8 protein-coding genes and 2 pseudogenes are annotated in these 15,439 nt (G+C 38.2%); 4 read left to right on the top strand and 6 right to left on the bottom strand.

Translation table 11 applies throughout. The features are described 5' to 3' along the window. Window positions 1–5: 5 nt before the first annotated feature. Together AC0LWN_RS24390 and AC0LWN_RS24385 are read right to left on the bottom strand one after the other, a co-directional pair. The gene (locus tag AC0LWN_RS24390) at window positions 6–821 is read right to left on the bottom strand and encodes a MerR family transcriptional regulator (RefSeq protein ID WP_474669934.1); all 816 of its coding nucleotides are present in this window, start codon (window positions 819–821) and stop codon (window positions 6–8) included. Between the two features lie 355 nt (window positions 822–1,176). Continuing rightward, window positions 1,177–2,118: an alpha/beta fold hydrolase gene (locus AC0LWN_RS24385; RefSeq protein WP_474669932.1), complete on the bottom strand. Its 942-nt coding sequence runs from the start codon at window positions 2,116–2,118 to the stop codon at window positions 1,177–1,179. Window positions 2,119–2,535: 417 nt separating this feature from the next. Between AC0LWN_RS24385 and AC0LWN_RS24380 the strand changes: the two are divergent. The 4 genes and pseudogenes from AC0LWN_RS24380 to AC0LWN_RS24365 form a co-directional block, all read left to right on the top strand. Beyond that, window positions 2,536–2,754: pseudogene (locus tag AC0LWN_RS24380) on the top strand (TetR/AcrR family transcriptional regulator); the annotation flags it as partial. 47 nt (window positions 2,755–2,801) lie between these two features. Further along, the gene (locus AC0LWN_RS24375; RefSeq protein ID WP_474669930.1) at window positions 2,802–3,092 is read left to right on the top strand and encodes an ArsR/SmtB family transcription factor; all 291 of its coding nucleotides are present in this window, start codon (window positions 2,802–2,804) and stop codon (window positions 3,090–3,092) included. Window positions 3,093–3,171: 79 nt separating this feature from the next. Continuing rightward, window positions 3,172–4,353 carry an MFS transporter gene (locus AC0LWN_RS24370; protein WP_474669928.1) on the top strand — a complete coding sequence of 394 codons (1,182 nt, stop codon included), beginning with the start codon at window positions 3,172–3,174 and terminating at the stop codon, window positions 4,351–4,353. A 12-nt stretch (window positions 4,354–4,365) separates the two neighbouring features. Beyond that, window positions 4,366–4,820: pseudogene (locus AC0LWN_RS24365) on the top strand (transposase family protein); the annotation flags it as partial. A gap of 413 nt (window positions 4,821–5,233) precedes the next feature. Here AC0LWN_RS24365 and AC0LWN_RS24360 read toward each other — a convergent pair. The 4 genes from AC0LWN_RS24360 to AC0LWN_RS24345 all read right to left on the bottom strand — a co-directional run bounded on the left by AC0LWN_RS24360 (window position 5,234) and on the right by AC0LWN_RS24345 (window position 15,128). After that, entirely contained in the window at window positions 5,234–8,191 is a 2,958-nt protein-coding gene (locus AC0LWN_RS24360; RefSeq protein WP_474669926.1) for an AAA family ATPase, read from the bottom strand. Then, window positions 8,188–8,787, bottom strand: a complete 600-nt coding sequence (locus AC0LWN_RS24355) for an ABC-three component system middle component 1 (RefSeq protein WP_474669924.1) — start codon at window positions 8,785–8,787, stop codon at window positions 8,188–8,190. The genes AC0LWN_RS24360 and AC0LWN_RS24355 overlap by 4 nt, the downstream gene beginning before the upstream one ends. A gap of 18 nt (window positions 8,788–8,805) precedes the next feature. Then, the gene (locus AC0LWN_RS24350) at window positions 8,806–10,566 is read right to left on the bottom strand and encodes a dsDNA nuclease domain-containing protein (protein WP_474669922.1); all 1,761 of its coding nucleotides are present in this window, start codon (window positions 10,564–10,566) and stop codon (window positions 8,806–8,808) included. 371 nt (window positions 10,567–10,937) lie between these two features. After that, window positions 10,938–15,128 carry a hypothetical protein gene (locus AC0LWN_RS24345; RefSeq protein ID WP_474669920.1) on the bottom strand — a complete coding sequence of 1,397 codons (4,191 nt, stop codon included), beginning with the start codon at window positions 15,126–15,128 and terminating at the stop codon, window positions 10,938–10,940. Window positions 15,129–15,439: the final 311 nt, after the last annotated feature.

Here is a 15,439-nt window from a genome sequence, read left to right as displayed (position 1 = left end):
CTAAACTAAGCTCTCTCGACGGCAATCTGCACCTCCGCGACATAAGCTTCCGGATCGCCTGTCTGTTCATGAGGGATGCAAATTTCGCGCCGCGGCTCGTTTTCGATCATTCGATAACCATTTCTTTCAATCCATAGCGCCAGCTCCGTGCTTGCGGTGCAGCGGCTCGTCGTCTGACAATGATGGATCAGCGTTGCCATTAGCGGAATGCCCGGCAACCGTTGGACTGCAAAGGGCGGCCGGCCTGGCATTTTGTCGGTTAGCAGGCGAGCTGCTTCAATGTCCATATCTTCATCGCTTTCCTCACAGCCATGCCACAAAATGATCTGTGACAAGGACGGCCGACCAGCATTGCCCATATAGTCGTCAAGCTGCCGAAACATCTCAGGAATTTGCCGAAAACAAGTTCTTTGCCTATAAGACACCACCAATTGCGGCTCCACTTCTTTCAGCACGACATCATGCCCCACTCCCTGTTTTCCCTCATGCTCGATTGCGTCTAGTCGTTCTTGTATACGAACCAACTTGACCTGCTCTTTGTCCACAATGGACTGAATCTCGTTCTGCTTGATCCGGAACATCCCTCTGATTTGCTCAAGCGGAATTAGCTCGTCGATCATCCGGCGAATTTGCTCCAACGAGAACCCCAGTTCTTTGTAGGCCAAAATGCGGTAAAGCTGGAACAACTGATCGGCAGCGTAGTATCGGTATCCAGTGTAAGGATCGATATGGGCCGGCTTGAGCAAATTAAACTGGTCGTAGTACCGAAGCGTCTTGACAGACACTTGGCTTATCTTCGAAAACTCACTGATTTTAAACATGGATGCACCCCACAATAGCAAAATATTGCGCTTCTGCTCACTTCTTCCGAAGTATAACTTTCCCGTTAAGGGGAGAGTCAAGCGAGCGGCGAAAAAAGATAGTTTTGCATGATTCCGCCGCCGTTATCTGGTTCCAATTCGACTGAGCGGACTTCGAACAGAAAAAAAGCCGCACATCAATGTGCAGCTGGTACGGCTCGGTTAAAGCTGGCCAGTCATTGAAAGTCGGCAAGGTAACGAAGATGCAAGAAAGCCATACAGCAAAAGCAGAACCGACCGGTTGTGGTCTCCGGCTTCGCGATAGAAAATGTTCAGGCCGTCGATCTTTGTCGTACGGCTCCTTCGCAACCGCGTTTCAGTTCCGGTGGATGAAGTCTGCAACGAGACGTCCAATTTCATCAGGTGCGTCTTCCAGACAATAATGGCCCACGCCTGGAAGTAGATGGACAGGAGCGTCGGGGAACAACTCCGTGAACAGCGGCAGAAAATGTTCGGCATGCAGTGTGCGGTCAGACTCTCCCCAAATGGCCATTGCAGGCTTGGTGCGAATCATGTGGACGGCTTCGGCATTAGGTACTTCGAACTGGTGCGCGCCTGTAGCATATCCTTTCGCCCAGCCGATCGCGCCGAGACAATCCGACGGATCCGCAAAGTGCGAGCCGTAAGCCGCCAGCCAGGTGTCGGTAATCAAGGCATGGTTCTCAAAACCGTTTAGTTTGAGCGTGCTTAGAATATTAAACCCGAGTTGGCCCAACACGGCCTCGAGACTCCCGTCCTTCTCCGCCTGAACAACCCATTGGAACCAAGGTGAGACGCCGACATTGGCGGTCAACCTGTCTCCAAGGCTGGACTGCCCAAATGGTGTCGGCCCATTGGTCGTGATCAGCCTGCGGATGCGATCCGGATGCCGGGCGGCGAGTCCCATCCCCACTGGCCCGCCAAAATCGTGCATAATCAGCGTGATATCCCGCAGGTCGAGCGCAAGCACGAACCGTTCAAGATTGTCGATATGATCTTGCAGCCAGTAGCTACGGTCCTGAGGAGTCGCACTTTTGCCGAACCCCATATGATCAGGGACAATGACTCGGCAATCCGAGCTCAGGACCGGAACGAGGTGCCGAAACAGATAGCCCCAGGTTGGCTCGCCATGAAGACAAAGCACGGTCTCACCTCCGCGCGGACCTTCGTCAACATAGTGCATGGCAAACCCGGGAGCGTCAGTGAAGTACGGTGTGAATGGGTAGGTACCATCGCAATCCGAATGCAGATCGCGGTTGAGGTTATAAGGATACAGCATGAGAATAGTTCCTCCTTAGAATTGACTCGGAAAATCTGGCTGGATGAAACAGCAAAAAATCTGCCTAACAACAACGAGAGCACACGCGACAGCGATGAATGGGACGTGGAAGCACGAGCATCGGGTTTACTCGAGCAAGCCTTCCCGGTACTCCAGTTTTCTCCCGCACCTCCCTCCATTATGTCTGAAGGTTTTTCATATCCCCTCACACCTTTCTGATTGGATTGACCGGGGGGTTAACCTTATTCAGTTACATACTGAAAATTATATTATATCGATCGGTACATAACTGGATGAAGTGAAATATATATTATTCATTCGCAATTTGTCAAGAATAAATCGAAAAATTTGACTATTCCTTAAGCGTCAGATATGATTTTAATATACTGAATGGTATGAAAAGGAGGAGGATGGTTTATGGTTCGCCCTCGGGAGTTTAGTGAAGAGCAAGCACTACATGCCGCGATGGAACTGCTTTGGGAGAAGGGCTACGAATCGACTTCATTAAGCGGTTTAACGGCAAAAATGGGCATTCAACGGCCTAGTCTCTACGCCGCATTCGGAGATAAGAAAGAGCTTTTTGAAGCCGCGCTTCGCAAATACAATCAATTTCATGCTTCTGATGTGCACGCACGATTTTGCTAAAGAATTGATTTGTTGCAAAATCGTAGTACAATAGTCTTATGACTACTCAAATAATGTTTAATGATGAGCTAAGGGTCAAAATATTTAAGGCATTAGCTGATGAAACAAGACTGGATATCATTCGAAATCTGAACGCCAGTAAGAAGGAGATGAATTGCGGAGAAGTGATGTATATTCGCGATACATCGAAATCGAATACTTCGTATCATTTACGTACTTTAAAGGAGGCGAAATTGATCAAGGTACGAAAAGAAGCCCAAACGAAGTATATTAGTATCGATATTGAGACTTTTCAAACTTATTTGCCCGGATTTCTGGATACGCTGTAGAAAGAAATCTATTTTTTTGTTTGGTAGTTCAATAGTTTTTTAACTACGAAACTAATTGCGATAGGAGAATGTAAATAGCATGAAAAAATTAACAGTACTATTATTCCTCATCATGTTTGTGATCGGTACCGATACATTTTTGATTTCTCCTCTCATCCCCACTCTTCAGAGTTTGTTTCATATCCCGACCGAGTATTCCGGTTGGATGGTGGGAGCCTATGCTTTAGGTTATGCCGTATTTGCACTGATTGCCGGGCCGCTTTCTGATGGATGGGATCGAAAAAAAGTAATGCTTTCTGGCATGGTTTGCTTCTCGGTTTCAACCATTTTATGCGGTTTTGCCACAGGTTTTTGGTCGATGTTTTTATTCCGTTTTTTAGCCGGAGTCAGCGCAGCATTTACAGCGCCTCAAGTCTGGGCATCCATTCCTGCTCTGTTTCCTGCGTTAAAGATCGCCAAAGTATCAGGAATCGTAATGGCAGGCTTGGCTGCTTCCCAAGCGTTCGGCATACCTATTGGAAGCCTGCTTGCTGCAACCCATTGGTCTTATCCTTTTTTTACAATCGGTGCATGCTCGTTGTTAGTGGCGATATTTATTCTTTATGCTTTTCCCGAAATGAAGCCGAATCAAGAGCAAGGAGCCAGGATTACAATATTTAGAAGATACGTCCCACTATTGACAAGCCGAATAGCGAGAAGATCTTTCCTGGCTCATTTTTTATTTCAATGTGGATTCTTTGCTGCCTTTTCTTTCATTGGAAAATGGATGACGGACCGCTATCATCTTTCGATTGATCAAGTGGGGTACGTGATGTTTTTTCTTGGTCTTGGAAATATGGTCGGGAGCATTAGCGGTGCTTATGTGATCAAAATGTTCAACCGTTTCAATACGATCGTTGTGGGCTTTCTTGTCTCTATTGCATGTTTTATTGCTTTGCCTCACCTTCCATCGGTTTCGGCTTTCGAAGGTGTATACTTTTTAATATTTGCTAATATGGGAATCGCATTTCCGCTGATTTTGGGACTGCTGAATTCGTTAAATCCGACAATCCGTGGCACGATCTCAAGCTTGGCCAATTCGATCATGTACGCAGCGACAACACTCGGCTCTTGGATCGCAGGTTTGATTTATGCGACTTTTAACGGTTTTTCCGCCGTTGGCATTTTTGCAGCTATTTGCTTTGCTGGCTCGTTGTTATCTTTTATATTAAGTGGTATTTTGACTAATCACTCAAAAACAAAAAAGGGACTTGCATCATAAATGCATTGAAGAATTGATTTTCTAATACAAGTGGTGACGAACTCTCTACCTTTAGCTTGCCCTCATTGTGGATGCATAAGCGAACCTCTATAAGCACGATAACAAGGAACAGGTTTGTATGGATTTTCCTATTCACGGCAAGCGTGTAGGACTTCTCATAAAGCGTCAGAGGTATCGCTGTAGAGACTGCGAACGTACTTTATTAGACGTTCTGCCCAATCGTAATAAGGAAACCGTTGTGGGTTACCTCTCACGCCTTCCAAAAAGAGGACGAATACAATATGACACAATGGATATATGGCAACCCAAGCGTTAGGAACCATCCGTAAACAGCTTAGAGAGAGCTTATCACCGAAGGAGGACGAATTGGGAAAAAGAGATATTTGCCTACTTCGACCATCGCATTACAAACGCCTATACTGAGTCTCTGAACTATCCGTGTCATTAACCGTTTAGGCAGGGGCTATTGCTTGGTATTGATATTTCCACCATAAATTCCGAATACCCTTAAATAATAAGCGTCCCGATCAATTGGTTAATCGGGACGCGTGTAGAAAGCTATTTAGTTAGAATCCACCTCTAACATCAAAAACAAAACTCTATTGAAATTATTTATGAAAACAAAACTTAATTGTTTAGAACAACACTTTATTATAATGAATCAATCTATTGATTGCGTTAAATATACTTTGTAACTGAAATTCCTTGAAATTGCAATGCTTCTATAGATAAGTACGAGTTTAAAGTCTGTAACTGAAAATTACGAAGAGAAAAATAAAAATTGTAACTAGAATCAATTGAAACAAATTATTTGATACACAGCGGCCTTCTGAACAAAAAACCTAGCTAATTATCAAAGACATGACTCATAAATATACTTCTAACACTCGATACTACAATTAGTATCTAAATCAATTTGATCTCTGCTGTAGGATTTAAAATGAATATAGCCAATTTTTCCGGTTTCTAATCCTGATTTATTTCTTATCAGATTAATTAGATCCTCATTGTGACTACTTATCATTACCTGCTTATGAGTAATTATTTGACTAATTACATCAATAAAAGAGAAGACATTAATATCGTCCATATTTTGAAAAGGGTCGTCAATTCCTATCATTTCAAGAGCTGTCCATCGCTGTGATAAAGCTAATGATAAGAAAATACAGACTGCTAAGACATTCGCTTGGGCTGAGCTAAACATTAAACTGGCATTAAATTTTTCATTTAACTGATTTTCAGATAATTTTGCAAAGTCAACACTTTCTCTGTTTTGTTCGCTCATCAATACGAAAAGGTTTCCTTCCTTAGGGACTAAATGCACATGCTTAAAAATTGCATGAGGACTAATTTGCATAAATAGTTGATCTATCGCTTCACTGTAGTCAACCAAATACTCGGCCATTAACACGCTGCGAGTTTCATTATGATAATTTTTTAGCATTTCAAATTCTTTTTCAAGCTTTTCATAATGAGTAATCTCTGCATCCTTTTCTTTAACAAGTTTGTCTAACCCGCTCTCCTCGGTCTTGAATCTCGCCGCTTCTCCTTTGCTTAAGAAAGCCTCAACCTTTTCCAGAAGTTGCTCGGTTGTTGTATCAAGGCTGCTCCATTCAGATTTTTTTTGATAGAATATTTCAATCCAATTCTCAATGTCGGGTTCTAATTTATTAAACTCAGGGATGTGCTCTTTAATATCTTTCGCTTTAGCTTCCTGCTCACCCCATTTATGATCTAAATTCGTTAATTCTCCTGTAAATAATTTAGCCTCCTGAGTTACTTGTTCGATTTTAGCTCTAGCTTGGAGGAGGTATTGATCAATTTTTTTTATTTTGACTACGAGCTGTTCCTCAGGGCTAATAAGATAATGAGCTCGTTTCCCAACAAGCTTTTTTTGTTCCTCAATCCAATTCATTACGACGTCTCTTTCGCTATTTAGTCCTATCAATTCAACTCGCAATTCATCGACAGATAGCAGCAAGTTATAAGGAACTGTGTGTTCTTGGATAAACGTCTCCATCGAGCCTTTCATGGCACTCAGTTCCTCGATCGGCAGATCATTTTCCCAAGATTTAAGAAGTGATTTTTGTTTCTCGATTTCCAATTGATTCTCTTCATATGAACTTTTCACTTCGAATATTTGGTCATTGTTCTTTTTTATTTCGATATCAATCAAAGACAATTCTCTATCCAGTTCATTTTTTCTGCCTGTCAGTTTTAAAACTCTCTGTTCAAATTCAGAGAGCTGTCGGCTTGTCTCTTCTAGTGTTTTGCTAACGGCATCATGGAGTTCGTCAATAGTTTGAAATTTAGAGCCACATACAGGACATGAATCACCACTATGTTCCAATAAATGATGTTGAATATCATGAACTAACTGCTCAATTGCTTTTTCTTTGTTTGATGCTAGTTCTCCAGTAAGAACCGCAAGTTCTCTACTCACAAGTTCTTGATTTGCTATCGTTAATTCTTTAGTACTCTTTATTTGGTTTAAAGCTCCCTCTAATTCATTAATTTGCTCAAGCAACTTATTTGAAGTGCTATTACGCTTCTTAATATCGACCTTAGTTACAATTTCAGATAAATCACTTTTTATTTTTCTAAAGCCTGCCAAAAAATTATCGATACTAGGATATTTATCTGTTGCTATTAAAACTTGTTGATTAGTTTCAATCGCCAAAATCCGTTGTTCTAACTGATAAATTTTATCGTTAATTTCTTCTGCTTCTTTTTTCTTTTCGATATAAGCAGATCGTTTTTTTATTATGGAATCCCACTTTAAACGATTGCGCTCTGCTTTAACAATACTTTCTTCTCGAAGTTTTATTTTTAAGTACAACCTTTGGAGTATTTCTTTTAACTTCTCCTGTTCTATATGGTATTGATCCTCTGACAAATTAAAGAATAATTTTGAATCCTGCAGTAATAATAGAATACGCTCACAAATGTCCTTCTGTTTAATTATACTTTGCCTTACATCACGATACTGGGAAAATAATTCAGTATTCACTTTAACTAAGCTAAGTAAGCTCTCAGGGACATCTACTCCTAATTGTCTTATTTGTATAGACAAAGCAGTTAATTGTCTTAATAAATCTTTCTCAGTATTTCCACCTAATTTTATTAGCAATGCTTCTCTTTCTTTGAGCTTGGTTGATGCTTCAACCCAAGATTCCTTTATTTCTTGCCTATATGTACTTGCTTGTGCCTTCTCCTCTTTGATTACCTGTTGCGACTCTGACAAATACTTTACAAACTCTCCTCCATATTTATCAAGACCCAAAACCTTCTCCATCAAAGTGAATCGATCTTTGGGGTTGCTGGCACGAATAAATTCATGCAGCTGATCTTGAGATAAAAGTTGGGTAGTAGAAAAATAACTTGATAAATTCTTAATCTGCTCAGGTTGTATTGATGAATCCTTATTATTAGCAAGGAACAATATTTCACATATTTTGGCTGTACCCTTGTTTACTCCATAATCCTCTTCGTCTATAGTTAGTTTTGTTATTTGCTTCAGCGGTCCCTTTTGTAACGTTCGTTTTATTTTATGGACATTAGTGTCAGAATACAGCCATATTTCGACGGATGCTTCTACTTTCCCGCTTCCCTTGGCAAGAGTATTTTCATTGATAACATAATTAAAATTTAGATATTCACTAGTCCCACGATATCTTCTGATTTCACCTGTCAGACACCACTGTATAGCATCAAACAGCGAACTTTTACCATGTCCGTTGTGACCACCCACTAAAATTAATTCCTTATCAAAAAAATCGAACATAAACTGACCATGGAACACTCTAAAATTATTTATTATCAGACGAGAAATCCTCAAGCTGTTTCATCACCTTTCAATAATTTGAGGATATATTTTTTGGAATCAATTTTTTTATTGGTTAAGTACAATCCATCTAATTTAAAATATCCATCCACTATACGTTTTACTTTCGGGTCTAATTCACGATTGGCCAAAAGTTCAGATTTAAACCTTGCTTCAAAGTCGGGTCCTTTTTTAGAGTGTGCCTGCTTCTCTTGTAAAAATGGTACCCGTTCCAAGTCCTCATCATTTAACAGTACATACTTTCGGCAAACCTTCGCGTTCTTTTCCACTCTGTTCACTTCCATAGGGATTTCAGGCAGAATTTCCGAATCCCAATCCAAAACAAGAAGGAAATACAAGTTATTCTTGTATTTAGTAGGCAAAACCTCCAAGAGGTATGAAATTACAATTTGATCCTCATGCCAATTTAGTAGAAAATGATAATTACTTGTATAGGATTTCAGTACGCATATACGCTCATTGGTAAACCATAACTCCAAATCAGATTTAATATGCATTTCCAGCACAACCTCATTCTGGATGGGGAAATCTGAGTAGCTGTTCTGAAATGATGTCAATTCAAGTCTTTTTCTTAATTGAGTCGGATTCATACTTTACATCTCCTATAACTAATCGTGTTTATTAAGTAGTATATGCCACCCTGTCCTTAATTCATGATCTTGAAAAGAACGAATATTGGCAGGTTCATTAAATCTGTTAATAACTGTTGTGAGCTTGTCTTGTTTTTGAAACTTAATATGCTCAGGTTGATCCACTATCTCACTGTCACTACTCTCATGATTGTGTGTTATGGGAATCGTCACTGAGAATGGATCATCTTCAATTGTAATTTCTTTAGTCTCCTTATTATGAGTGACGAAACAATGGTATGTATCCTGCAAACTTTGTGTAAACAAACACTCCTTTGAGCGAGCAACGATTTTTCTAAGTGCTTGAGCATACGTTTCTTTTTCTCTTGCATTATATATTGCAAACACATTCCAAGCTTCATCTCCTTGTCTCCCCTGCTTAAATAAAAGTTGAGCGCTACTAAAAAGGAAATTACGATCAGGATAGAATGCCAAACAGATCATCATGTATTTAAGCGATTCCATTAATAATTTGTCATCTTCTATTTTTCTAGCGGAAGGAAGATATGAGTTATTCAAGTAAAACAATCTATTCAAAAATTGTTCATAAACGTATGGATTTCCATTGAGAACTTCTGCCTCTAAAGAATCAAACATCCACCCCAATGTAGTTAGGAGATCAGTTTTTAGTACTACATTCCATGTCGAATCAACTTCTTCTTTCAGTGCTTCAAAGCATTTTACAAATTGTGTCCGTCGCACATTTGTTTCAACTTCTCTTTGAATTTCTATCAGAGCTGCTTGTTGCCAATCCTCAATCCATTCTGCTATCTCATATTTATTAAATACGAGAAGTAGCTTATCAGGTAAATCATCCTTATGTGTTCGCTCAATAACCCTAAGTAATAAGTGTCTAAAAACTTTTCTCGCAACATAAGCGTATAATGATCCGTCGCTGGACAAGCGTTTTGTTGGATCTATTCTAGACAAAGTAAAGCCGTTAATGGCTTCCTGGCGTAATTTGCAATAATCAGATAACTTTCCAATTATTTTTTCTCTCAAATTTTCCATACAGCCAAGATGATTTAAATGAAATCGCTCCAAACACCACTCCGGCTCTTGACCAATCGAATCAATGAAGCGGAGTTCTTGAATAGAAACTACTTCCCCTTTTTTCTTAAGCTCTTTTCTAAACACTTTATGCAAATTTTTGGACAGGGCATCACTTTGAGGAATGCTTCCTTCTGATAATTTATAAAATATATTTTGAGCGTATAGGTTCAAAGTCGTATGATCATAGGGTGCATTGGTAGCAATTTCAAATTGGATAGAATATTCTTGGAAATTCAAATTTTGCATTTTTATAGTTGCTTTATGGCGCTCGAATTCAGATAGATTTCTGAAAAGTTTATCAAGCCAACTATCCAGCCCACCCTCTCTGTTCGACAACTTACCAGGTATCAAATGTCTGTCATGGCCATCTTCTCGAACCGTCTTTACTTGAACGAAACGAATCCTTTCTGTACCTAATAATGCAATATCGTCTAAAAGCTCGAAAACCACTTCATTCCACCATGCATTTTTCGCATGTAGCATCTCAACCATATAATGAATAGCAACATAATACTGGTATACAAATCCCCGGAGTGCAGTTAGCCCGCCTAAATCAGTTGGCTCATCATAGAGGAGATACCTAATAACACGTTGTGCTTCATCTTCAGATATCTTTTCTTCAGGATTTTCACTGCAAAATTTATTTGCTTTTTCTAGCAAATCCTTCTCTAACTCTTCACATTCCATCAATACCACCTTATCCCTACATTGGTCTATGATTCTGCTTTTTTATATTCGACAGATTCATCTAGTTACCTGTTAAATTTCAACAATTTTCGATTTTATACACAATTATTATTACTTCCAACACTAGATTTTATAGTCCTTTCAAACACAGTAAAATAGCCCTCCACTGCATGGGAGAGCTATTTTATACAAAATATTAATTGGTGAATTCAACTTTTTAGAATCACGTTAATCCAATACGTAATTTTCTTGAACAAGCAACTCTTACAATATCTCACAAGAGATCAGTTTCCGCCTTATTAGTTTATTTGTCTCCTTTCAATAGTAATTTCCTTTTTTGTCGATAAACAATTTGCTTATAACCATAAGTACTAGGTTATTCTCATATCAATTCCAAAACGTATATCCTTAACCAACTTACGCAAAGATGGTTCTAACGCTAAGTCAAACTCTTTCAACGCATTTCTTATATGCTCAGGTGCCAAAAACTCAGTACAATTCCGTTCAAGAAACGCGCTCCAGTATCTTACAACATGCGTGCAGATAATGTCTTTATAAAGTTCTTTGTATTGACCAAATCCATTCTCTAGATATTCACACATTAAAGCATATATGTTTATAGCCTCTGAAGATACATTTGTTCGGAAAGCAGCTACAATATAATAAATTACTTTTATCCCTCTCCATTTATTCAAAGTTCTATTGCCCAGATTAATTATTTCTCTACAGGACAAATCAGAAGTGTGTACAATTTCTATTGCCTTACCTAATTCACTCCAATATTCTGGCAAAAGTGAGGTCAATTTCATTTGATGACAAAGAGTTATTAAAGACAGGATATGTTGGTCAAATTCAGTTCCCTCAGTTAAATCAAAAACTCTAAATATTGACGGAATAATACACATATCCCCTGATGCTTGTTCGATCTCAATCCATTGATTAGTATTAAACAATAATTTAGGATCAGAGTTTAAGGGGGATTTTAGGTTAAACATTTTATATATCGTTTGCATTTTTATAGTAATATCTAGTGCTACTTCAAAGCGATATTCTGTGATTAAAAGTGGTAATGCAAAAACAGCTAATCCCGCTACTTGATCTTGATCTTGATCTTGATCTCCGCCACTCAAAGATAAATCTACTGATCTCAGTATCCAATAGGATGCTCTCTCATTAAGATTCAAACTTTTAGCAATTAATCCCGCTTGAAGCGGCAACATAAATACTTTATCCACTTGAAACTCTATATGCATTTCTGAATTTGAATTTATAAAGAAACCAGGAAAAGGAACCGCATACTCTCCCCCATCTCTAGTTGATTGAGGCACTTCCCCCGTTACTAGGACAGAAACTAAATAACCTGAGACATGTCCAAAAAATACAAATAAACTTTTCCAATTATTATCGTTTAAATTGTTGGACAATAATCGTTCTGCTATCTCTTCATAATATAAAAACATGCTTATGTACTCTCCTGATTGCCAAAGAGCAATAATGTGTTCTGCCAGCATTTTGAATAGTAATATTTCAGATATTTGCCTACTAGACCTGCAGAGTTCTACTGCTTTATTTGAGAAAAAAACAGATAAGGCTGGGTCGTTTTCTCCAAATGACTTACTCAAATCATGATATGCATACATACGTTGTACCGGATAAGACTCTATCTCATGTTGTAACGCCCCAGTTAACCAAGAAATCGCTTCACTATATCGTTGTTTATAACTGTACTGACGCCCTAGTGACTCTTTGATTAAGAATATTGTTTCAAATTCCATATTTCTACGTAACAGAGCCGCATTTGCTAGTTGATCTGCACTGGAGAGATTATTAAGAAACTCACTTATTACAATAATGCGTGCACGAATGGAGCATGCCCATAACAAATTAAAATTCACTTTTTCAGCAAAGGTTGATATTTTTTCAAGTATAGACAAAATTGAATCCCAATCTCTTGCACCCTCATCTTTTTTTCTTTCATTTAGCCAAAATCTATCACAAAGGTGAAGTGAAGACTCACCATAAATGTCTATTCGTATTGCATTTTCTAATTGACCTTTAGGCAACATGTAAATATTCTCCATCCATTTTTCTAGTTGCTGCTCGGTTGATATCACTGAACTACTTAACCAAATAACCAATAACAAACTAGAATAATCATCTTTGTGAAAATAATCAACAATTACTTGTAAGCCTGAATTTAGTATTTGGGCAATGTAATCAATTGCCTTGTCCGCATCTTCCAAAGAATAGATTGAGGCTAAATATAATCGAATCATTTGCGCATATGAGTCTGAATTAGCAACTTGAGAGAGGATTCTGTCCAAATTATGACATTGACGAGTAGATGATAAGTTCATCTTTCGTAAAACAATGATTTGCTTTGTAAGTATCATCATTTTTGTTTTATAATCCATTCCATCAGGCAATTGAGTATCGACCCACATTGTTGTAAATCCCCAATGATCAACTTCCATTTCATATTCTTCTAATTGATTCAGGCTCATAATCACGGTCAGGCCAGCTTCTCGGTACGACTCTGCTTTAAGAAAATGGCCAATCGCACGTATTGCATCTAGCGGTGTGATTGCCCCTATTTCAATAGTGTGTTTACCTATTATTTGATGGATAACCTTTTGTAATTCTCCTTCCAAATTAAGAACACCCAATTGTGAAACTAAAGGAGATACTACATGATTGTCTCTACTATCTTTCTGAACCCAAATTCCGTTTAAGTCAATCATTCTTTCGTAAGGATTAGAGATTGGTGGTGTGACAGTACTTATTTTACGAGCAAGCATTAGATCAAAAGGAGCTTCTATGAGAGTAAGGCGATATAAATATTCACGTGTTTCCTTATCTGTCAACTTTGTTATTACTTCATACTGAATAGTTTCTTGCACGCTTTGGGAATACTCATTTTTGAAAAGCATATCAAGTGTTTGGACATTAAAATCCCAATTCTTTTTATTTAAAAAAACACACACTGAGTTTACCAGTACGGGATGACCTTTGGTAAGCACATTAATTAAAGAAATTAGTTTTTTATTTTCTAGTATGGAAGCAGGAGCATTAAATAACTCTAATAATTGCATTATATCGTTATCCGATAAACCGGCGACTTCAAACTGTTTGAAGTTTACTTCGGATAAAATATTCGTTAGATTAGAAGATATTTGATAAACGCTCGTTGAAAGTAGTTTTATCCCGTTACTTGAGCAAGCAAGAACAAGAAAGTACAGTTGCTCATCTAGTGGTGTTTTACCATCTGTTCTAGGTAAATCATCGAGCACTATTATTGAATTTTCGGGTAAAATAGCACATACATCTTGATACCATTGTGCGCGGTTATTTGTAGGAGCAATACTAGAGATAAGAAAAAGTGATTCATTAATTCTTGCTGCAGCTTGAGCAGGTTCTAAGTTACTTAATCTAATCCAACCATTACAATAACTTAATTTATTCACAAACAGAACTGCTAGCATGGTCTTCCCATTTCCCATCGCACCGTGCAAAGCTAACCATGTATTGTTTTCACTGTAATCTCTTAAACGAGTAACTAATTCATCTCGTGGTATAAAATTTTCAAACAGTGGAACATCAAGAAAGATTATATTTGTTGTAAGCCTGATTGAGTTATTGAAACCCACTTCATTTTTTAATATCTCTACTTCTTTTTCTAAAACAGACACTTGGTATTTTTGTTGCTCATGAGATACTTCGACTTCATTCACGCGATCTTCGAGTTGAACCAACACAGTACGAATAAGCTGAAGCAGGTCTTGTTCATCAGAAGATAATATTCCCCTGTTCATTACTTCAGCTAAAATTACTTTATTAAGCCTTTTCAATCCTTTCTCAGATAATAATTTAAAAACATAAATAAAAAGCCTTTCGTAAATGGCTTTTGCAGATTCTTTATTCATCGCCAGTCCATTTTCAATTAATAAATCTTCAATTTGAGAACCTTGCTCTTTAAAAGAAGAGGTAAATGTACTCCATGTAAACTTTCTGATAAAACTAAGCAGGTCTACATCCGTGCTACTTATAATAAATTCCTTCCACATAAGCCAGGTATCTTCATTAATTGTAGAAGGTCTATTACTAAAACTTAAGAATCCGCGTATTGTTTTAATAATCTCTGATGTCTGGGATTCTGAGAACTCACCTAGGTTTAATCTTTCCCACACAGAAATTGCAGGCGAGTCCTCTTGAAATAGTGGAGGTCTTTCCATGCCAATCTCAGCGTTCGTAAGAAATCGAAAAGTCAGGTTAATTTCAGGGTTTGCTTGAAGGTGGTCATAAAAATTAACTAATGCTTCAATAGCTTCATTTGAACGAAGTGTAATCTTCTTTTCCCTATGTTTTACCTGCTGTAACTTACGATCTAGTTGTCTTGAATTTGAAATCACACTAACCACATCAATGTCTTCACCGCGCTCTAATTCAAGTGCTTGTTGATCATTTAGAGTAATCCAGTGCTTAATACTTAGGTCAACTTGATATACATATCCACGGATTGTAGCCCATGCATCACGATCTCGTTTTAGCACAAATTCGCTCATCGAGTACCACCCTCACACAACGTCGTTCGTTACTAGGATTAAACCATAAATCGTCGAATGAAAAAAAACGGATGTTCTTCGTCAACAATTCATTTCAACCAGTGGTCATTCCGTCTATTTAATCCATTAACTGTATTTTAGCATGAATAAATTTTTTTTGTTGATGAAAGTTCCTCTTCTTCAAGAGTCTCTTGGAATATAACAAATTACTACAGCTGGGGTTGAGCAACTTTACTAGTATGTTACACGAACTATCGGATAGTGTACTCGTTATCTTTACAATTTTTCTCTACTTAAGAAGACTCAATAAT

This window comes from Paenibacillus sp. sgz302115, assembly GCF_056120445.1.
The sequence above is the reverse complement of the archived record's forward strand: the minus strand, read 5'-3'. Positions and strand labels throughout refer to the sequence as shown.

Bases quoted from the DNA above. Each gene is read 5' to 3' on its own strand.
- AC0LWN_RS24355 (WP_474669924.1), bottom strand. From the start codon at position 8,787: ATGAATCCGACTCAATTAAGAAAAAGACTTGAATTGACATCATTTCAG.
- AC0LWN_RS24390 (WP_474669934.1), bottom strand. From the start codon at position 821: ATGTTTAAAATCAGTGAGTTTTCGAAGATAAGCCAAGTGTCTGTCAAG.
- AC0LWN_RS24375 (WP_474669930.1), top strand. From the start codon at position 2,802: ATGACTACTCAAATAATGTTTAATGATGAGCTAAGGGTCAAAATATTT.
- AC0LWN_RS24350 (WP_474669922.1), bottom strand. From the start codon at position 10,566: ATGGAATGTGAAGAGTTAGAGAAGGATTTGCTAGAAAAAGCAAATAAA.
- AC0LWN_RS24385 (WP_474669932.1), bottom strand. From the start codon at position 2,118: ATGCTGTATCCTTATAACCTCAACCGCGATCTGCATTCGGATTGCGAT.
- AC0LWN_RS24370 (WP_474669928.1), top strand. From the start codon at position 3,172: ATGAAAAAATTAACAGTACTATTATTCCTCATCATGTTTGTGATCGGT.
- AC0LWN_RS24345 (WP_474669920.1), bottom strand. From the start codon at position 15,128: ATGAGCGAATTTGTGCTAAAACGAGATCGTGATGCATGGGCTACAATC.